Source organism: Deltaproteobacteria bacterium (genome assembly GCA_017302835.1).
Classification (GTDB): domain Bacteria; phylum Bdellovibrionota; class Bdellovibrionia; order Bdellovibrionales; family Bdellovibrionaceae; genus UBA2316.
Genome location: JAFLCC010000020.1, coordinates 1 through 19,408, shown reverse-complemented (window position 1 = coordinate 19,408; position 19,408 = coordinate 1). Strand labels below are relative to the sequence as shown.

Genomic DNA, 19,408 nt, shown 5'->3' with positions numbered 1-19,408 from the left:
TAAGAGTTTTAAAAAATGAAAAAATTTATCTTTGTGATGGGCCCAACCGCTGCAGGAAAATCAAGCTGGGCTTTGCGTCAGGCATTAAAATACAAGGCTGCCATCATCAACTGTGACAGTATTCAAGTTTATCGCGATCTGGATATAGGTTCAAGTAAACCCACTTTGATGGAAAGAGAGCAAGTTCCTCATTATTTATTTGATTACGTTTCCTTTCCTCAAGAGATGACGGCAGGTCAGTATGTCAGAGATTTTTTTTTAACCTTAGATAAGATTAAGGAAGATCTTGTTTTCGTCGTTGGTGGGACTGGCTTTTATTTTCAGGCTTTAGAGCAGGGGATGTACCCGGTAAAAACTCTTTCGCAGGAAATTAAGGAGAAAATTCATCGAGAATTTCAGAAAATGACTTTAGCCGAAGTCTTTTTGTGGATTCAAGAAAGAGATCCTATTTATGCTCAGAAAATTTCAGCTAACGACAGTTATCGTCTTGAAAGAGCTTTCGAGCTCATGGTTTCAGAAAATAAATCGATGACTCAAATTCAAGAAGACTTTAATCAGGCAAAGAAGAAATTCCCTTATAAGTATTTAAAAATCGGTATTACCGCCGAGAAAAGTGAACTGCTCGTCTCTGTTCAAAAACGAACCCAACAGATGCTCGAAAATGGTCTGATTGATGAAGTTAAAAATCTGCTAGAAAAAGGATATTCACAATGGGCACCGATGACCAGTGTGGGATACAAAGAGGTGGTCCAGTATCTGAATGCACATCCTAATATGAACGATATTAAAAAGATCGAGAACCTCGAGGCCCTCCACCAGGAGATAGTGAGCCAAACGATGAAGTTAATAAAAAAACAAAAAACTTGGTTTAAGCGTGATAAAGAAATAATGAACATCGATAAAATGCAAACTTTAGACCTAAATGACCTGATATAACAAAATCAGGCTTGAGATTTAGTAATTTGTCGGGCATGGTTCTGGAAGGAGCGGTGGGCGGTAACGGCCACTTTTTACTTGATGATAAGCATGACTGGGTTTAGTTCCCAAAAAATAGAAACAAAAGATGTTCGCATTGAATTCAATTTAAAGTCAGTAAATGGTCGATTTCTAGAGTCCAGGTTTCATTTACCAAAAGAGTATGTTTTTTTAGAGCCAGAACTTCGTAAGATTCTTAATATTACTTTTCAAAGAGGTACCGTCGATGTCTTCTGTCATCGTAAGATTAAAAGAAATCTGTCAGATGCTAAAATCCAAGGAGATATGGATTTGGCTAGTAAAATTAGTATTGAAATAAGTAAGTTGCAAAAACAATTGAAACTATCTCCTCATGTTTCCATAAAGGATATTTTATCCATAGCTCCTGTTATTCAGGTGCATGAGGAAACTGATATTTCTAAGGCTGAAAGTCAGATGGTTTTAAAAATATTTAAAGAGGGAGTTGAAAAGTGCCATCTTGAAAGAGTCCGGGAAGGACACTCGATCAAGAAGGAATTGCTTCAACTTTTAAACTTACTCGTTTTGGAAGTTGCCTCTGTTAAGAAGCAGAGAGCCATCAATGTTGTTGAAGTTGTCCAGAAATGGAAAGATAAATTAAAATCAAAAGCTGTTGAGTTGGTTGAAGATCAAAAAGTGCAGCAGGAAATTTTCTTTTTGGCGGAAAAAGCAGATATCGCTGAAGAAATTCAACGGTTGGAAGAGCATTTAAAGAACTACAAGAACCTCCTTTTGTCTAAAAAATCGGAAGGAAAGAAAATAGACTTTTACACTCAAGAATTACTCAGGGAGATTAATACCATAGGCTCCAAATCACAAAGTGCAAAGATTACCCAACACGTGGTTGAGGCTAAGGGTTTAATTGAAAAGTTAAAAGAACAGGCGCAAAATATAGAATGAAAACAAATTTAATCATTGTTGCAGCTCCAAGTGGGGCCGGGAAAAGTAGTTTTATTGAAAGGATTTGTAAAGAAATTCCAACCCTTGTTGATACGATTACCTACACCACGAGAAGCATGCGCCTGGGAGAGTCTCAAGGGCATCCATATTATTTTGTTTCAGAAGAAGAATTCAAACAAAAAATAAAAGAAGGTTTTTTTGTTGAATGGGCCATGGTTCATACACGATTTTATGGGACCCCCATGTACCAACTTGAAGAGGCGTGGAAGAATGGCAGATGCATTATTATGGATGTGGACATTCAGGGTGCAAAAACATTTAAAGAGAAATTTCCTCAGAGTCGCGGAATTTTTATTGTGCCTCCTTCGATTGAGGAATTAAGAAAAAGAATTATTAAAAGAGATGGTAAAGTTCCTCAAGATATTGAAATAAGAATGGAAAATGCAAAAAATGAAATGAAGGAAGCTCCTCATTTTGATTTCCGGTTGATAAATGATATTTTTGAAACTTCCTATGAGGAATTTAAAAAAATCATTGAAAATATACTTAGATAAGTTTAGTAATAGTATCTTCGGAGGTTTTAATGGCTAGAGTCACAGTTGAAGATTGTTTAGAAAAGGTTCCAAATCGATTTGCACTTGTTCTTATGGTTGCAAAAAGAGCTAAGCAATTACTTAAGGGCTCAGAGGCCACTGTCGCCTTGAAAAGCAATAAATATATCGTCGCCTCTTTACGTGAAGTGGCTGCCGGCAATGTGGGCTATGAAAGCCATCTAGACAACGCTACATTTATTGCAGAAATCCAAAAAGATTTGAACAAGTAAACTTTTATAGTAACATAATACTTCTTGCTAGATCCTTTGGTAGTTTATATTAATTTTACCTTATCTCGTTGATTTTATAGTTAATTATTGAGGATAATAGACAGATGACAGAAGCGTTGTTAGCTGTTGAAGAAAGCCTTAGGCATCAGCCTTTGAAGTCGGTGGAAGAGCTTTGTAATAAGGTTTTGTTATACTATCCAACGGCAGATGTTTCTGTTTTAGAAAAAGCCTATACCTTTTCAGAGAGAGCCCATGAGGGACAATTTCGTCGTAGTGGTGAACCCTATATATCTCACCCGTTGAGCGTTGCGGGAATTCTTGCGGATTTAAAGTTGGATATGGATTCCATTGTCACGGGGTTATTGCATGATACCGTCGAAGATACTGAGGCAACGTTAGAGGATATTAAGAAAGAATTTGGTGAGGTTGTGGCCACTCTTGTAGATGGAGTGACTAAAATTTCGCAAATTAAGTTTAAAAACTCCGTTGAAAAACAAGGCGAAAATGTACGTAAGATGATCATTGCCATGGGTAAAGATGTCCGTGTTGTTTTGGTGAAACTGGCAGATCGATTACATAATATGCGGACTCTCAATCACATGCCCTATGAAAAGCAGGCCAAAATTGCCCTCGAAACTTTAGAGATTTATTCTCCCTTGGCTGGGAGAATGGGTATCAATACTTTAAAGATTGAACTAGAGGATTTGTGTTTTCGTTATTACCGCCCTGATATGTATTATGAGCTGATTCAAAGAATCAAAAAAACGGAAGCCGAGACCAATCGTTATATTGAAGATGTGAAAAGATTGGTCTCTAAAGCCTTGGAAAAAACCACAGTTAAATTTCAAGTTTATGGAAGATCCAAGCATCTTTGGTCAATCTATAGAAAAATGCAAAGTCGTAATATTGATTACGATCAAGTTTATGATGTTTTGGCTTTCAGGATTATCACGCAAAGTGTTTCTGAATGTTATGAAGTATTGGGTCATGTTCATTCTATATGGAAGCCCATTCCCGGGCGGTTTAAAGACTTTATCGCTATGCCTAAAACAAATAACTATCGATCTCTACATACGACGGTGATTGGACCAGGTGGTGATCGAATTGAAATTCAGATTAGAACCGAAGAAATGCATTTAATAGCAGAGAGAGGGATTGCCGCTCATTGGAAGTACAAAGAACGTGGAAAAATGACCGATGAGGGATTAAACCAATCCAACTGGATGCGAGAATTGGTGGAGTGGCATCAAACGATGCGGAATCCTGAAGAATTTTTAGACACAGTCAAAACAGAAATGTTTGATACTGAAATTTATGTTTTTACACCTAATGGAGATGTGAAGGAGTTTTCCGAAGGGGCCACTCCTATTGATTTTGCCTATGCCGTACACACTGATTTGGGTAATAAGTGCGCTGGTGCCAGAATCAACGGAAAAATGGTTCCCTTGAAATATAAAATGCACAACGGGGATACCGTTGAAATTATCACTTCCAAAACTCAAACTCCCTCAAAGGATTGGTTAAAATATTGTGTCACTAGCAAAGCTAAATCCAAGATCAGAATGTTTGTTAAGGAAGAACAAAGGAAACGAAGTTGGTTGCTAGGTAAAGAGCTTATCGATAAAGAGTTTAGAAAGTTTGGTTTTGCAGCGGTTCGGTTTTTAAAGGGCGATGAGTTTGAAAAATTTATTCGAGAAAGTGGCGTCCATAGCTTAGATGAATTATTTATCAAAGTGGGCTATGGAAAATTAGAACCTAAACATTTGGTGGATCGACTTATTCCAAAAAACGAAACGGTGCCAACGAAAAAAGAAGAAATTTCCTTTATGGAAAAACTGGTTTCAAATGCCACCCTTAAATTAAAAAAACGAAAGTCCCTCATCACCGTCGATGGGATGGACGATGTTCTTGTCCACTTTGCTAAATGCTGTTCGCCCATTCCGGGGGACCCCATCGTGGGTTTTATTTCCCGAGGGCGAGGAGTCAGTATCCATCAAAGTGGTTGTAAAAAAGTCTTTGAGCTGGATCAGCTCAGAAAAGTGGATGTGAATTGGAATGTCAAACAAGCCGCCGATGGATTAGAAAGAGTGGTGCGCTTGAAGGTCACTTGTTTGGATATCCCTGGATTGCTGAAAACCATGACAGAAGCCTTTACCAGCCTAGGAAGCAATATTCAATCAGCTAATATCCGCACCACAAAAGATAAAAAAGCAATCTGTTTATTTGACATAACTGTCAGGGATTCCTCTCACCTTAATCAAACCATTTTTGAATTACAAAAAATCAAGGGGATATTATCAGTCGAAAGAGTGAGTACTTAATCCCTCTATGTTTGCTTGAGTTGTCAAAGCTTTACCATTAATCGCAAAGCTTTTTACGATCTTGAATTTGAGTTTTTATTTTTGAAATAATGATATCGTAGTTTTTTAAATTTTGACATTGATAGTCTCTGAATTTCTCCGAATTTTTGCGCTCATCTGGATCTGGTTTAAACAGAGAACCCGCACTGTTTCCAGTTTTTGATTCAAAGCAGGAAAAAACCTTGCAAGCGTTTTCATATTGTTTTGTTGGTTTTTGTTGAATTCTACGTAAAGGGTCCTTTACAAACAAGTCATCTAGATTATCAGGTTTTTGTGCGTAAAAGAGACCTGCATTCATAAAGCAGGCTTTTGCAAGCTCGATGGAGGAAGTAAAAATTCCATTTGGACTACCTTCGCTAATGGAACTTTCATATCGTTTTGCCAGCAATTCAAGGTTTTCTCCAAGAGGCTCTTGAAAATGTTTAACCATACCGTTTAATCCAAGCCTATAATCATTTTCATCACCGCTATACTGAAAAAAACTCTCTGAATTAGATTCAGTATCTTGGAAGGCTAAGTGTTTAATTAAATTATAAGAGTCTTCCTTCTCTTTGAGTGTCCAATAGGAGTCAATAGCCGATTCTAATGAGAATGATTTGAGCAACTCTTCAATGGACTTATTTAAGCCTTTAAGATCTTCTTCATATTTAGGGTTTTTTGACGAGGAATCAAGGGTATCCATTTTGTCATGAAGTTCTAATAACTTTTGTAAGCCCCTTCCTAACGTTATATCGGATCTTTTTGACTCGCCGTTTGATGTCATTAACTCTTTTGCCACTGTTTCAAGATGCTTTTTTAAGGGAATAGTATTTTCTGCATTTATTGGATCAGTGATATTTTTCTTTAGCAAGGCATCTAAAAAATCAATTTTTTGAGCAGGTTGAACCGGGCTACCCGGAAATCGCGAGAGCTGATGACTCAAAGAAGAAATATTTGTGAGTTGTTTGTTGGGCAAGGCACCTGAAAAGTATTGAGGACATAAGTTTAAGTTATCATTGGCTATTTGTAGGTCTTTTCTTCTAAAATGATCTTTACAGTTTAAGCCTTTGTTTTGAAATTGAAACCAAAGGCACATCTGATTTTTAATATCTTTTTGTTTGCTCAGTGTTTTAAGGAAGCTAATGGGACTACTTTCGTAATTCTTCTGCCTGAAGAATGAACTTACTAAGTTTGCTAACACATTGATGCCAACACCTGCCAAGCCAAGGGCTCCTGGTAGAGCCGTAAAAGACTCCGCCAGTCCAATAAAGGTTTGAGAGATTGTCTCCCCACTACCGGCTCTACAATCAGTTTGTGCTTTATCAAAAAGTTGTGTGAATCCTTGGGAAATACTGCTAATTGATTTTTTTATGTTCTGCTGAACGCCTGCGCTATAGGTTGTCTGACAGTTTCTTTTTGCAATTGTGACTGAGTTGCTAAAAGAGTCAGAGATGCATTTTCGTTTTTCCTGACCTTCATAACTTTTGCATTTTTGGTACTTAAGGGGGATATTTTCGGTTTCTCCTTTATCAAGCCGATCAGAAACAATGTCAAATTCCCTGCCTAATAATAAATTGTAATTTGAGCAATCCAATTCTACTTGGCTTATATCAGGGCTTGGCAGTTTGCTACTTAAACTCATCTCAGTTGAGCTTTTTAAATTTAAAAGTACTCCAATATTTTTTGAGCTTTCGGTAACTTCATTTTCAAGTTGTCTAATTGTTGAATCTAGACTAGGGCATTCATTTTTAAGTTGAACAAGAGCGGCAGTCAAAGATCGCATGAGTCCGCTTACTTCTGAAGAAGTTGGTGGACTGAAGGGACAGTTATCCAAAACGCCAGCATAAACGGCATTGGGGTTTTGTTGACCAGGAAAACCACCCATTCCAGGAGCACCCATTCCAGGAAAACCACCCATTCCAGGAGCACCCATTCCAGGAGCACCCATTCCAGGAGCACCCATTCCAGGAGCACCCATTCCAGGAGCACCCATTCCAGGAGCACCCATTCCAGGATTTTGAGCCAAAATGGGAAAGGGAGAAAACTCAAATAAGAGCAGAGAATAAACAATCAAAAGAATTGAAAATGAAATGGGGGATTTTAATTTCATATTTCAAATGTCCAATTTTTAAAAAAAGCCTTCCAATCTGCAAGACTCAACTTGTCTCTACTTACAAAATTGTAACGCCAACTTAGATTTTCATCATATTTTTTTAAAAAGTAGGCAGAGGGACCATCTTTATGATTTTCAAAGCAAACTGACAGTTTTTCATTATTTTTTAGACTGATTGGCTCTGGTCTTGAAGGACATTTCTCTTTCAGTTCTTCAGGGTGAGGAGCTTCATAATTCACATAAATAATTTTTTTAGTAAGGCTATTTCTAAACAAAAAATATTGCGGGAGCTGTCGTCTTAAGAAACGATCCATTTGCCAATCATGGTTTGGATGCCAGTGGAAATACGGGCCAACAATTTTAGATTGGCGAATATTGGATTGGTGATTATTTTTTTTAGAAGCGACATTTTGCTTCTTTGAAGAAGTATTAGATTCCGCAAAATTGAAAAAAATAGAAAATAAAATGAGAAAAACTAAAAAATTTGATCTCTTAAAATTTTGATGCATCCTCCTTAAATTCTAAATCCAATTTCCTTTTTTGTCCACTTTCCGACAAAAGCGACAGTTATAAACTGGACGAAGAAAGGCCTCTGCTGCAGTTTTTAACTTGTTTTTTAAATATCTAACTGAGTATTTGTAAACAGCTCTTCGATGGTGGTGATTCCTTGCAGGACTTTTTGAATTCCGTGTTCGCGAAAGCTCACCATTCCATTTAAAAGAGCTTGTTTTTTAATGGTGTTTCCGTCTTTTCGTTGCATTATCAGAGAGCGAATATCATCGGAAACGGTGAGGAGTTCTTGGATCAAGGTTCGGCCGATATATCCTTTTTGGTTGCACTGATTGCACCCGACGGCCTTACAGATATGGGCTGTCATGGTTTGTTGGCGAGTGATGCCTAAGCTATTCAGCTCGAATTCTGTAGGCTCATAGGGGGTTTTGCAGTGAGGGCACAAAACCCGCACGAGCCTCTGTGAGATAATTCCCAAAATGGAGGTGGCAATAAGAAAAGGCTCTGCACCGATATCAATAAGCCGGGGAAAGGCGCCGGCGGCATCGTTAGTGTGAAGTGTTGATAAGACCAAGTGACCAGTGAGAGAAGAGTTGATGGCGAGTTCACAGGTTTCTAAATCTCGAATTTCTCCGACCATGATGATGTCGGGATCTTGCCTTAGGAAAGAGCGCAGTCCCGCTGCGAAAGTGAGCCCTATTTTAGCGTTGACCTGGACTTGGCCGATGCCATGAATTCTTTGCTCCACGGGATCTTCAACGGTGAGGATGTTGACATCCGTTGAGTTAAGTCGAGTGAGGCAAGCGTACAAGGTTGTGGATTTTCCCGACCCCGTGGGGCCAGTCACTAAAACGATTCCATAAGTGCGAGAAAGAAGGTCATCAATTTTTGTTAAGGAGTTATGGGCAAACCCAAGCTGTTCAAGTTCAAGAATGACATTGGACCTGTCCTGTAAACGCATCACGAGTCTTTCACCATGGGAGGTTGGAACGGTGGAAAGACGTATGTCGATATCTTTACCGCCGACTTTGAGAGGGATACGGCCATCTTGCGGAAGCCTTTTCTCAGCAATATTTAAATTGGCCATAACTTTAATTCGCGAGGTAATGGCGTTTTGCAATTTCTTGGGTGGCTTAAAGATATCGAATAAAATTCCATCAATGCGAAACCTGACTACAAGGTCTTTTTCGTAGGGTTCAATATGAATGTCTGAAGCCTTTTCTTTAACGGCCCTAAATAATAGTGAATTAACCAGTTTAATAACAGGAGCGTCATCCTCCCCAGCTTCAAGAAGATCGATAATCCCATCTTCAAGGTCCACTTCTTCTTCATCTATTTCATCAAGGCCCGAAAGATTTGATGTGGATTTTTCGTAGACGCGATTAATAGCATCAATCAGCTTTCCGGCAAGCGTGACGACGGGACGAACTCGCTTCCCAAAGATAACTCTTAAATCATCCAAACTTTTTAAGTTCAGTGGATTGGCGATGAGTACTTGGATGGAGTCGGCCTCGTCTCTGAAGGGAAGAACAAAGTTTTGTTTTGCATAATTAATCGGGATATCACGGATTAAGTCTGCGGAGATATCATTATAGGGAATGTCTTTTAAAAAATCCAAACCCATTTCTTTGCACAGATCTGCAACAACTTCTTCGCCAGATTGAAAGCTTCGTGAGGATAAAACCGAACCAATGGTTCCTGCTTGAACCAGCGAAGGATTGTTCCAAATAATTTTTACTTGATCGGCAGTAAGTCCCGTAGCTTTTTGCAATAAGGTCTGTGCGTCTGTGGCCATTTCCTAAATTACTCCTTAATTTCCGTCGCTTCTGGTTCATTGTTTGTAGAGGGGGCTCCAGGAGCTAACTGTGTTGTTCTTTTTTGAACTTCATCAAGAACTCCACCAAAAGGATCGACACCACCCTGTGATTTCACAAAATCAATTCTTTGATCTATTCGTTTGCTTAAAACTTCTTTCGCATCTGAAGGGTTTCGAATAATTTTAGGTGTGATAAAGACCAACATGTTTACTTTTTCTTTATTAGTCTCTTTGGACTTAAACAACCATCCTATAATAGGTAAATCACCTAAAAGAGGGACTTTGACGATCTCTTCAGTTTCTCGATCTTTGATTAAGCCTCCAAGGACGGCGGTATCTCCATTACTGATGACAATATGGGTTTTGATTTTTCGTGTAGCTAAGGGCTGAGTCGAATCTTGAAATGCCTTAGGTGTCGAAGCACCAACGGAAGGTTGTTTCACACTTTGATCAATTTCCATTCGGATCGTCTCGCTTGCAGGATTGATAAATGGCTTGAGCTTTAATTCAATAAGAGCTTCTTCAAAAATCGGAGAGCTTGTAGAGCCCACTCCCGCGGTGCTTGTATTATTGGCTCCTACAACGACTTTATCGCCGACTTGAATAAGAGCTTCTTGATTATCCATCGCAATAACTTGAGGGCGAGATAAGATATTAGCTTTGGTTGTTTTTTTTAGGAGATTAATTAAACCAACAAGGGAAGGGACCTTAACATCTTTCCCTTGAACATTCAGAGTGATATCTTTTCCAGATCCAAATCCTAATACCGTTCCTACTCCAGCAAGTGGATTGATCGCATCTTCCACTTTAACGCCTCCATTAAAACTTTGTCTGGCAATTCCATTTTCCGAGACAAAATTATAATAAGAAGGTTTAAATCCAAAACCATCACCAGCGGACATTTCCATAATAATCGCTTCCACAAAAACCTGATCTCGAGGGATATCAATTTTTTTCAGTAAGTTCATGACTACCTCATAATCACCTTTGCCTGCGGTGATGATGAGGCTGTTCGTATTTTCGTCAGCTGTGATTTTGACTTCCCCTCCGAAGACTTGACCACCAGCAGCTGTAGGGTTTGCAGGATCAGGAGTTAAAGGAGGCGGAGCAAAAAAAGGAGGCGGGTTATTGCCAGCACCGCCCGGAGGTGTTTTGGGGGCGGCATCTTTAGCAACACCTTGAAGGACTTGTGCTATTTTTTTCGCATCTCCATGTTTTACATGGTAAACGAAAACGCCGCCTTGATCTTCGATTTTGATGCGATTATCAAGTCTTGCAATTAATTTTTTGACTCTCTCAATTCCAGGTTTATTTCCAACAATGATAATGGAATTGGTGCGTTCTTCAGGAATGGCCATAAAATAGCTGGTCCCTTTTTGAGAAGAGGCCCCAGAAGAAGAGCGATTGTTGAAACTAGGGACGCCACCGCCAAATCCGCCAGTAATGCCACCGCCACTACGATTTGAATTTTGACCCTTGTTAACAATCTTATCGACTAAATCAGCAAGATCTTTTGCCTTAGCAAATTTAATGGGAACCACTTCCAGTTGCTCTTCAAATCCTGGAACATCTAATTGATTGATAATCTTCATGACACGATCAATGGTGGTACCCCAATCAGAAAGAATCAAAGAATTAGTTTGGGTGTAGATATTCATTTCCCCATCTTTTGAGGCTAACATTCTTAAATCTCGATTTACTTGCTCTGCTGAGATGTGCTTTAAATGTATGATCCGTGTGATCATTTGATCCGTATTGGGATAATAAGTTCCAGAATAAGTTTCAATGCTGTCACGCTGAGCGTTTCGTCCTGATTTCACTTTCAAAAAACTTCCCGAAGGCACAATCGTAAAACCATTAATTGCCAGGGCCGAAAGAAAAGCTTTGTAAGCTTCTGCCACAGTGATTTTACTGGGGGCAACGATGGTGATTTTGCCTCGCACTCCGGGATCGATAATAAAGTTTTTCCCGGTAAGTTCTGAGATGGCTTTAATGACATCGGTGATCTCGACGTTGGGAAAGTCAAAGGATTCGATGGTCTCAGGAAAGTTAGAGTCAGTGATGTCTTCTACGGAAGCTTGGGAAAATTTTTGTTTTTGAATTTTATTGAGACCCTTGCCCTTCTTTATATTTTCAGCAGATTCGTTGCTGTTAGAGTTTGCAAAATCATTTGACGATTTAGAGTTGTTAAAAGATTTTGAGTTGTTGCCCGATGAAGAGCCAGGCACAGAGTTATTTGGAGGCGGAGGGATGGGAGCATCAAAATCTCCAAAATCGGGTGGTGGCGGGGGGAACTCATCTTGAGCCTGCAAAGGAGAGAATGACCATAGCAAAGAACTCGACAGCAAAAGCCATGAGGCTCGATTTTTGTAATTATATTTTTTGTATTTTTGATTCAGCCCCATGGATCCTCCTTGATCGGTTCACACTTGATTATTTCACAGTGTAAGATAGTTCCTCGTTTTTGCCACCGCGTTCTACAGTGATTTTTATTTGAGGTGAATTTCTGAGCGTTTGATACATTTCTAAAGCTTGCTGTTGGGTCGTGACGGGAGTTCCATTAACCCCCGTGATCACATCCATGACTTGAAGGCCGAGCTGAGTGTAGATGCTGTCAGGCTGGATTTCGAGAAGTCGAAAACCATAGGTTTCTCCACTACTGGCTCTCTTTGCGGGAACGGCTCTGGCTTGCATCAGAATACTTTGAATGTCCTTGAGCTTTTCTTCTAAGTCGGAACGTTTAAGTTCAAATTTGTTATCGCCTGCAGATTGAATAATTTGAGCTTTTTCAGGGGTTGTGCTTTTCTTAGGTTTGGTATCAAAGGTGACCTTGTTAGATTCTTTCATTTCGATAAACTCGAGGCGATCTGCTGAAAGATTTCTGATGAAAACTTTACCTCTTTCAATTTTTTCAATTTTGGCTAGGCCCTCCACTTCTTTGCCGAGGGAGTAGGAGGTAATGGTATTTTTAGTTTTAAATTCAATGGCAGCAATGGACTTAGAGGGGTTTGAATGAACCAGAGTTCCAATTAAATTAAGAGGTAATGTTGAGGGAACTGGTTCGGAATCTGATTTTCTTTTTTCAACGCCCTTAGGAAGAAAATCTGGAGGGATATCGCCAGAGGAAGAAAATACATTTTTCTCGGTAATTGGTTTAAAAAAATCTCGACTTTTAATCGGAGAGGGTGGGGGACGATGCGGACGGATCTGGGCAACCTCGTTGGGTAAAAAGTAACTGCGCACAGAAAGTATGGTTAAATCAGCAATAGCAAAGCACAAGAAAATCAATGTCGAGTATAAAAGCAACTCAAATAACCATGGTTTATAAGATCTGATGGCTTTTTCTTTTTTATTCGACATTCTAAATTGAACTCCTAAGAAATAATATCAAGTTTTAAAACAGAGAGTAATTTAAAAACATTACCTTCAGGACGTTGGCATAGTTTTCAGGACGTTGACACAGTTAAATTTTATTTTTTTTGTTTTTTGTGAATTTCACGTTTAGGAAATTGTTGATGCTCAAGATAATAGGTCAACATGGGGCCCATGATTTTACGGCAAGAGCCTCCACAGGGTCCCACACCGGCAGAGGTGGCATCAAATATTTCATTAAGGGTTTTGCAGCCATTTTCAATGGCTTTTTGAATTGTTTTTTCATCCACTTCATTACATCGACATATGATAATGGATTTCTCTTTGTGTTTAGGATCATTCATAAATTTTTCGATAGTAAATCAGATAAAAAATCAATGACTTGTTTATTTAAATCAGAAAAAGTTCCCTGAATAGAGGCGCCGGAAGCGTGATAGTGTCCACCGCCTCCAAATTTTTCTGAAATCCCAAGGACATCAACATTTTTTTTGCTGCGGAAGCTGATTTTAAATTTTTGGTTAACATCTTCTCGAAATAACACGGCAACTTCCACACATTCAATGTCGATAATTTTATCCACGACGTCTCTGGTTTCTTCGATCGTCAAACCTAATTCGGTTAAATCATCATGGAGCAAATGGATAATGGCGATTCTGTTTTGATCATAATATTTAACTCGTCCTAAGGCCCGAGAAAGCAATTCCATTTTTTCTGGGGTTTGGCCGCCGAATAATTTTCGATGGATCAATTCAGGATTTTCAATCCATGGAAGGAGCATGAGGACAATCTCGTGAGAGGCCGGGCTAGATCGGATATATCTAAAAAGCTGAGTGTCAAAAACGATGCTTGTATAGAGATATTTGGCAATTTGAGCGTCCATAGGAACTTTTAATTCTTTGATAAGAGCATAGGTAACTTCTCCTGTGCTGGCAGCTTTTTGATCAATATAAAATTTTTGAGGAACAGGTCCTTTTTTAAGCAGGGGGTGGTGGTCAATAAAGATAACTTCAGTCGATTTTTTGGTGAGAGCTGAAAATAAGGGTTCCGTGAGTCTTTCATCATTGGTATCAAATACTAAGGCAAGATCAAATGTTTGAAGTTTATTATCAGGAGTGTAGATGGAAACGAGATTCCTATCTATTAAACCATCATACTTCTTTGGCAAAGGGTCCACGTGGCAAATAGAAACGTCTTTGTTAATTTTTTTTAAAGCATGATAAAGCGCCATCTCAGAACCAAGACCATCTCCATCAGGGTCTCTATGAGTCGTTAACAGGATGCTGTTTGCCTTCCGCAAGCTCTCCAGAACATTTTTCAATCTCGATCCTTTCAACAAAGTAACATATCCATTGTAATTATATTTCGGGATAAACATATTTTTTCTTCACACAAAGATCGCCATAACGCATTGCGATTTGATAATCTAATCCTTTGTATTGAAAAATAAATTTTATTCAGATAGAAATAACGCCTTGAATTTAAACTTTGGAGGCAAGCATTATGACTGACCTTAAAATCAAATCTGAAAAAATGCCAATGACCATTTTAGGCAAAGCCATGCTTGAACAAGAATTAAAAAAATTAATGCATGAGGAAAGACCCTCCGTGATTAAATCTATTGAAGAAGCCAGATCCCATGGGGATATCAGCGAAAATGCGGAGTATGATGCTGCTAAAGAACGACAGGCCCTTATCGAAGGTCGAATTGCAGATATTCAAACTAAAATTGCTCTGGCTGAGGTTGTCGATATCAAGTCGATCAAATCAGATAAAATTGTATTTGGAGCGACGGTTCATATTAAAGATGTGGATACCGACGAAGAATCTAAATATCAAATTGTGGGAGTAGATGAAGCCAACGTTAAGCTTGGCAAAATTTCAATTCTTTCCCCCCTAGCTCGGGCCTTAATTGGAAAGAAAAAAGGAGATTCTGCAATCGTTCAGTCTCCAAAAGGTGATAAAGAGTATGAAATTCAAAGCTTTAAATTTGAGACCTAATTAAATTCACGGTGAATACCCCCAAGGATATTTGGAAAAAAAGAATAATTAAAGAGAAAAATCTGGTCACAGATCAACCAGGTGCATTTATTTTATTTTTGGGAGTGTTTATTTCCGTGGCCCTGGGTTTAACGGTTCGGTCTTTGACTCAATCTAAAATTTTAAATGAAGTGTTTGCTGAGGCAACAAAAAATATTGGAAATGAGTGGAAAGTCTCTTTTGGGCAAGTAAAGGTGTTTCTACGCGAAGGTTGGCTTCCTTCTGTAGGATTAGAGATAGATAATTTAACGCTAAGTTCAGAGTCTGAATGCTATGGAAAGCCTTCGGCTCTAATAGAAAATGCAAAAATTCCTATATCTTTTTTTAATTTAATCTTATTTGAAAACCCATTTTCTGAATTTCAGATTCAGAAAATAAACCTAGCCTTTGTCAACTCAAAGCCTCAATGTCATCAAAAGACTTTAAATTCAGAGATGCTCAACCAGAATAGCTCTTTCAAAAACAAGATTTCCCTAGTGGATAAAATTCCAGTCCTTCCAAAAAAGACAAACCAACAACTCCGTCGAGTTAAAGTGGAAACAGTTAACCTTAGTTTTAAGGATAAAAGCATTTCTGATTTTTCTCTAAGTCATTTAATCATAGAAAATAAATCTGACAAACCTAAAATAATCACCTTAAAAACACAAATTGATTTATCTGTTTTTTTGAAATCAATGACTTCTGAAGTGAAGACAGTATTAAACATTGAATATTCCGAGTTCCCGGAAAAACTAATCAAAGTGAATATATTAGGTGGAGTCAGGGAAGGACATTTCTCTATCAGTTTATTGAATAGACTGGATGAAAAAAAATATCAAATTCAATCTGAAGTTAAAAATTTACCCATCCAAAAAATCATGGAAATTCCTTTTTTGAATATCAAAGAAGATATGTTGGTAAAATCAGGATGGGTCTCTTTTTCTGGGTATTCTGAAGGAAGTAATGAACAATGGGAAACGTCTCGATTGGAATTAAAACGAGTCAAAATTGATGGAAAGTTTGGCGACATCACATCGGATGAAATCATTTTTCCCAGAGGTATCAGAAGACAACCAGATCCTTTTGATATTCAAATTAATAATTTGAATTTGGATACTTTTTTTGAAGTTACTAAGCTATTGAAAACTCCAGATCAAATTTATTCCTTTGGTATTCTTAATGGAAATATCAGATATGCTGATGATAATAAAATCACTTATCAAGGTAAGTTAGAAGGTTTGGCTTTTAACTTCTCAAGCAATGGGCTAAGGCAAAATGAAAAAATCAATAGAATTTCTTTTGCTGGAGATTATAGTAAAGAAAGCATTAACTTTAGATCTACAGGAATATTTCATCTAAATGAAATACCTGGTTTTTTAAATCTTTCTATAAAAAAAGATAAGTATTTTATCTTAACATCCGAATTGCAAAAGATCACTTTATCTCCAAAAACTTCAAAGCTGCTAACTCATAAAGACACTCCTTTGGTCATAGATAAATTATATTTTAAAGCCACAGGTAATAAAAACACAGTGAGCATGAACTCACGAATTGATGTCGAATCTATAGCGAATGATTATTTGAGTTTAAGTAAATTGGAAACTACCATTCATTCTGAAATGAATAAGGAAATTCAAATTCAGGTAAAGGCCGCAAAGCTAGATGTGGAAGAAAAATTAGTTAGTTATTTTTCTAAATTTGGAATACCGCTTTTACCAAATTACTCCCAAGTGAATTTGAATTACACTTCAGATTATGACAAGTCTTTATGGAAGTTAACAACAGCAAATAAGTGGAAGACTTCGGGTGGTTGGAATCATCAGGGAGTACTTACTGGAAATTTGATGATTCCTAAAATGGAATTTGTCATTCAGGGATCAAGAGATGAACCACAATTTCATCCAAAATCAAATTAAATACTTACCTGCCTCATTAGCCTCTGCGCCCAAATGGAAGGCAGGGTGGAAAATGCCACAATTGCAAGCCCATCGTGGTTGCTGGCTAAAATCAAATAGGCAGAATTCATTAGCTTCCTTAATGGAAGCTAAAAATCAAAGTTTTTTGATGGCGGAATTTGATGTCCAGTTAACCAAAGACGGGATTCCCATTTTATTTCATGATTTTGATTTAATCGGAGAGCTTGGTATAAATGTCCAGATATCCGAATTGAATTATAATGATCTTAAGAGATTGATAAGTCTACCCACCTTATTGGAAGTGTTATCAACTAAGAATCGACCTGATTTTCTTAATATTGAGATTAAGTCTCGATTAATTAAATCAGCCTTGATAGAAGAAAAAATTTTAGAAGTAATTAATAAAACGAAAACTCAAGATCAAATTCTTTTTTCGAGTTTTAATCCGTGGTCCCTCGCACGATTAAAAAAAGTATTGCCGATGATTCCAAGAGCGATGCTGGTTACGAATGAGCCTGAAAATTGGAATCATTTTTTTCTTAAAAAAATGTGGTTATTGCCGCTTGTTAATCCTCATCTGATTCATTTTAATTTTTTAATGCTAGACCAACAACTGGTTTCTTTTTTTAAAAATAAAGATTTTAAAATTTCCGCATGGACCGTTAATTCCAAAGACAAAGCGCAGGAATTATTAAATTGGGGAGTGGACAGTTTAATTACAGATGCTTTATTGCCAAGAATGTTTTAATCGTTTTCGCGTTACATAAGAGTTCTTTTTAAAGATTAATGAGCTCACTTCTGAAGATCTAGAAAATAAAAACTATAACGAAAAACTATTGTTTAGTTTGTCAAAAAAAATACAATAAGGGCATCAATCGAGCATTATTTTTAAGGAGAAAATCATATGACCACTGGGCAAATTTTAAATTTTCGTCTACTTTTAAAATCGATGGTTTTAATAAGTTTTTTAACCATCACTTCTGTGAACGCGGAAACAGGTGTATCCGTAAATTGTAAAATCTCTCCGGCTGGGTCTTTTAAAGCTAAAACAAAATCGGTTACGGGATCGGTAACCATTAAAAATAATGAAGTCACTGCAGAAAAAATAACCGTAGATTTGAAATCCTTAACAACAGATATGGGATTAAGAGATGATCATATGAAAAAGAAATATCTTGAAGTTGATAAATACCCAGAAGCCACGTTGACCCTTGGAAAAGGAAAAGCAGGAAAGGGCGAAGGCAAACTCAAATTTAGAGGTATTGAAAAAGAAATTAAAGGCACCTATAAAGTCATCGATAATAAAGAAGTCGAAGCTCAATTTGATCTTAACATGGCTGATTTTAAAATAAGCGGAATTAGGTATATGTCCATGGGAGTAAAAGATATTGTTAATGTCACCGTAACAGTGCCAGTAAAGAAATAGACTCTTGTTTTCTTGCTTAAAAAAATCAGTTAAGAAATGGAGCTAAAGCAGCCTCTAATTTTTTTTCGAATTTATTTTGAAGATCTTTGGCTTCCGACTTTACTAAATCCTCAAAGGAACTACTACTGTAGTTCACCATGTGCAGAAATAGCGAAAGAACCTTGTTATATAAATCGAAATTTTTTAAATTTAGATTGTATATCTTATTTACGAATTCTGCATTTAAGCTGTCGAATTTCCTCGATACTGTGCCACTCGATTTCCTGAATAGTGTGCCACCTGATTTCCTTTGATACTGTGCCAGTCAATTTCCTTGATGTTGTGCCACGTCATGCTGAACGCATTTTGCCGAAACCAAAGAGTTTGTTGAAGTTAACTAATTAACAAACTTGGAGGTTGAATAATGTCAGGAAAAGGACTCAGCATGCGAGAAATTTTAGAAGTAAAAAGATTGTTAGAATTAAATTTTTCAAATCGCAGAATTGCGACGACTCTTGGGATTCACCGAAATACCATTAATAAATATGTAGAAGAGATTAAGTCTGATAATTTAAAAATAAATTCAGAGAAAGCTAATTTTACTAAGCCTGTAACTGAAGAAAATTTTTGGGTACATCAAATTCATTGGGAAGATATTAAAAATGAATACTTAAAAGGCGTATCACTTCAAGTAATACATGAAGAGTTGTTTGCAAGTGGTAAAGTTCCAGTTCTATACTCTGGGTTTTGGAAGCAGTTAAAGAAAAATATAAATCTCTCAAGAGTCACAATGGTAAGGGTTTTCAAGCCAGGAGAACGTTGTGAAATTGATTATTGTGATGGGATAGATATTTTAGACCCAGTGAGTGGAGAAATAAAAACAACAGAACTATTTGTTGGTGTTTTATGTCAAAGCCGATATGCCTTTGCGGAGTTTACGTGGAGTCAAAAATCTTCTGATTTTCTAGGTTCACATGTAAATATGTTTAAATATTTTTCGGGTACTCCGCAGGTGGTATCACCAGATAACTTAAAGAGTGCGGTCACAAAGGCCCATAGATATGATCCAGAGGTAAACCCGGGTCTCTAACTTTTCATGGGGTGCCGTAAAAAGTAATACATAAAGAAGAAATTGCCCAAGCCCTGAGTCTTTGATTTGATTGATGTTGCAAAAAAACTAAATCAAGGAGCGTCAGGGAATGGAC

17 protein-coding genes are annotated in these 19,408 nt (G+C 37.5%); 10 read left to right on the top strand and 7 right to left on the bottom strand.

The genetic code is table 11. The features are described from left to right. Window positions 1–15 precede the first annotated feature (15 nt). The 5 genes from miaA to J0M15_15125 all read left to right on the top strand — a co-directional run bounded on the left by miaA (window position 16) and on the right by J0M15_15125 (window position 5,037). Window positions 16–936 (top strand): tRNA (adenosine(37)-N6)-dimethylallyltransferase MiaA, encoded by a 921-nt coding sequence (gene miaA, locus J0M15_15145; protein ID MBN8538388.1) that lies wholly within the window; start codon window positions 16–18, stop codon window positions 934–936. Between the two features lie 90 nt (window positions 937–1,026). Next, entirely contained in the window at window positions 1,027–1,893 is an 867-nt protein-coding gene (locus tag J0M15_15140) for a YicC family protein (GenBank protein MBN8538387.1), read from the top strand. After that, on the top strand, window positions 1,890–2,447 hold the full coding sequence (gene gmk / locus J0M15_15135) for a guanylate kinase (protein ID MBN8538386.1): 558 nt from the start codon (window positions 1,890–1,892) through the stop codon (window positions 2,445–2,447). Before J0M15_15140 ends, gmk begins: the two co-directional genes overlap by 4 nt. A 29-nt stretch (window positions 2,448–2,476) precedes the next feature. Then, window positions 2,477–2,716: a DNA-directed RNA polymerase subunit omega gene (locus J0M15_15130; GenBank protein ID MBN8538385.1), complete on the top strand. Its 240-nt coding sequence runs from the start codon at window positions 2,477–2,479 to the stop codon at window positions 2,714–2,716. Between the two features lie 104 nt (window positions 2,717–2,820). Next, window positions 2,821–5,037: a bifunctional (p)ppGpp synthetase/guanosine-3',5'-bis(diphosphate) 3'-pyrophosphohydrolase gene (locus J0M15_15125; GenBank protein MBN8538384.1), complete on the top strand. Its 2,217-nt coding sequence runs from the start codon at window positions 2,821–2,823 to the stop codon at window positions 5,035–5,037. A 37-nt stretch (window positions 5,038–5,074) separates the two neighbouring features. Here the strand turns inward: J0M15_15125 and J0M15_15120 are convergent, their stop codons facing one another. From J0M15_15120 to J0M15_15090, 7 genes are all read right to left on the bottom strand, one after another. Continuing rightward, window positions 5,075–7,165, bottom strand: coding sequence for a hypothetical protein (locus J0M15_15120; GenBank protein ID MBN8538383.1), 2,091 nt, complete (start codon window positions 7,163–7,165; stop codon window positions 5,075–5,077). Then, complete coding sequence (locus J0M15_15115; protein MBN8538382.1) at window positions 7,162–7,677, bottom strand: hypothetical protein; 516 nt, start codon at window positions 7,675–7,677, stop codon at window positions 7,162–7,164. Before J0M15_15115 ends, J0M15_15120 begins: the two co-directional genes overlap by 4 nt. A gap of 107 nt (window positions 7,678–7,784) precedes the next feature. Next, on the bottom strand, window positions 7,785–9,473 hold the full coding sequence (gene gspE, locus J0M15_15110; protein ID MBN8538381.1) for a type II secretion system ATPase GspE: 1,689 nt from the start codon (window positions 9,471–9,473) through the stop codon (window positions 7,785–7,787). An 8-nt stretch (window positions 9,474–9,481) separates the two neighbouring features. Next, the gene (gene gspD, locus J0M15_15105; GenBank protein ID MBN8538380.1) at window positions 9,482–11,899 is read right to left on the bottom strand and encodes a type II secretion system secretin GspD; all 2,418 of its coding nucleotides are present in this window, start codon (window positions 11,897–11,899) and stop codon (window positions 9,482–9,484) included. Window positions 11,900–11,927: 28 nt separating this feature from the next. Further along, window positions 11,928–12,854 (bottom strand): PDZ domain-containing protein, encoded by a 927-nt coding sequence (locus tag J0M15_15100; GenBank protein ID MBN8538379.1) that lies wholly within the window; start codon window positions 12,852–12,854, stop codon window positions 11,928–11,930. A 110-nt stretch (window positions 12,855–12,964) separates the two neighbouring features. Continuing rightward, window positions 12,965–13,210, bottom strand: a complete 246-nt coding sequence (locus tag J0M15_15095) for a (2Fe-2S)-binding protein (protein MBN8538378.1) — start codon at window positions 13,208–13,210, stop codon at window positions 12,965–12,967. Further along, window positions 13,207–14,184, bottom strand: coding sequence for a bifunctional oligoribonuclease/PAP phosphatase NrnA (locus tag J0M15_15090; GenBank protein ID MBN8538377.1), 978 nt, complete (start codon window positions 14,182–14,184; stop codon window positions 13,207–13,209). The genes J0M15_15095 and J0M15_15090 overlap by 4 nt, the downstream gene beginning before the upstream one ends. A gap of 182 nt (window positions 14,185–14,366) precedes the next feature. Here J0M15_15090 and greA point away from each other — a divergent pair, with 182 nt between their 5' ends. The 5 genes from greA to J0M15_15065 all read left to right on the top strand — a co-directional run bounded on the left by greA (window position 14,367) and on the right by J0M15_15065 (window position 19,293). Next, a complete protein-coding gene (gene greA, locus J0M15_15085; GenBank protein MBN8538376.1) occupies window positions 14,367–14,864 on the top strand; it encodes a transcription elongation factor GreA in 498 nt (165 codons plus the stop codon). An 11-nt stretch (window positions 14,865–14,875) separates the two neighbouring features. Beyond that, window positions 14,876–16,798, top strand: a complete 1,923-nt coding sequence (locus J0M15_15080) for a hypothetical protein (GenBank protein MBN8538375.1) — start codon at window positions 14,876–14,878, stop codon at window positions 16,796–16,798. Beyond that, entirely contained in the window at window positions 16,767–17,546 is a 780-nt protein-coding gene (locus J0M15_15075) for a glycerophosphodiester phosphodiesterase (protein ID MBN8538374.1), read from the top strand. The genes J0M15_15080 and J0M15_15075 overlap by 32 nt, the downstream gene beginning before the upstream one ends. 156 nt (window positions 17,547–17,702) lie before the next feature. Further along, window positions 17,703–18,224, top strand: a complete 522-nt coding sequence (locus J0M15_15070; GenBank protein ID MBN8538373.1) for a YceI family protein — start codon at window positions 17,703–17,705, stop codon at window positions 18,222–18,224. A 403-nt stretch (window positions 18,225–18,627) separates the two neighbouring features. Then, window positions 18,628–19,293, top strand: coding sequence for a transposase (locus J0M15_15065; protein MBN8538372.1), 666 nt, complete (start codon window positions 18,628–18,630; stop codon window positions 19,291–19,293). Window positions 19,294–19,408 lie beyond the last annotated feature (115 nt).

Bases quoted from the DNA above. Each gene is read 5' to 3' on its own strand.
- miaA (MBN8538388.1), top strand. From the start codon at position 16: ATGAAAAAATTTATCTTTGTGATGGGCCCAACCGCTGCAGGAAAATCA.
- J0M15_15140 (MBN8538387.1), top strand. From the start codon at position 1,027: ATGACTGGGTTTAGTTCCCAAAAAATAGAAACAAAAGATGTTCGCATT.
- gmk (MBN8538386.1), top strand. From the start codon at position 1,890: ATGAAAACAAATTTAATCATTGTTGCAGCTCCAAGTGGGGCCGGGAAA.
- J0M15_15130 (MBN8538385.1), top strand. From the start codon at position 2,477: ATGGCTAGAGTCACAGTTGAAGATTGTTTAGAAAAGGTTCCAAATCGA.
- J0M15_15125 (MBN8538384.1), top strand. From the start codon at position 2,821: ATGACAGAAGCGTTGTTAGCTGTTGAAGAAAGCCTTAGGCATCAGCCT.
- J0M15_15120 (MBN8538383.1), bottom strand. From the start codon at position 7,165: ATGAAATTAAAATCCCCCATTTCATTTTCAATTCTTTTGATTGTTTAT.
- J0M15_15115 (MBN8538382.1), bottom strand. From the start codon at position 7,677: ATGCATCAAAATTTTAAGAGATCAAATTTTTTAGTTTTTCTCATTTTA.
- gspE (MBN8538381.1), bottom strand. From the start codon at position 9,473: ATGGCCACAGACGCACAGACCTTATTGCAAAAAGCTACGGGACTTACT.
- gspD (MBN8538380.1), bottom strand. From the start codon at position 11,899: ATGGGGCTGAATCAAAAATACAAAAAATATAATTACAAAAATCGAGCC.
- J0M15_15100 (MBN8538379.1), bottom strand. From the start codon at position 12,854: ATGTCGAATAAAAAAGAAAAAGCCATCAGATCTTATAAACCATGGTTA.
- J0M15_15095 (MBN8538378.1), bottom strand. From the start codon at position 13,210: ATGAATGATCCTAAACACAAAGAGAAATCCATTATCATATGTCGATGT.
- greA (MBN8538376.1), top strand. From the start codon at position 14,367: ATGACTGACCTTAAAATCAAATCTGAAAAAATGCCAATGACCATTTTA.
- J0M15_15075 (MBN8538374.1), top strand. From the start codon at position 16,767: ATGAACCACAATTTCATCCAAAATCAAATTAAATACTTACCTGCCTCA.
- J0M15_15070 (MBN8538373.1), top strand. From the start codon at position 17,703: ATGACCACTGGGCAAATTTTAAATTTTCGTCTACTTTTAAAATCGATG.
- J0M15_15065 (MBN8538372.1), top strand. From the start codon at position 18,628: ATGTCAGGAAAAGGACTCAGCATGCGAGAAATTTTAGAAGTAAAAAGA.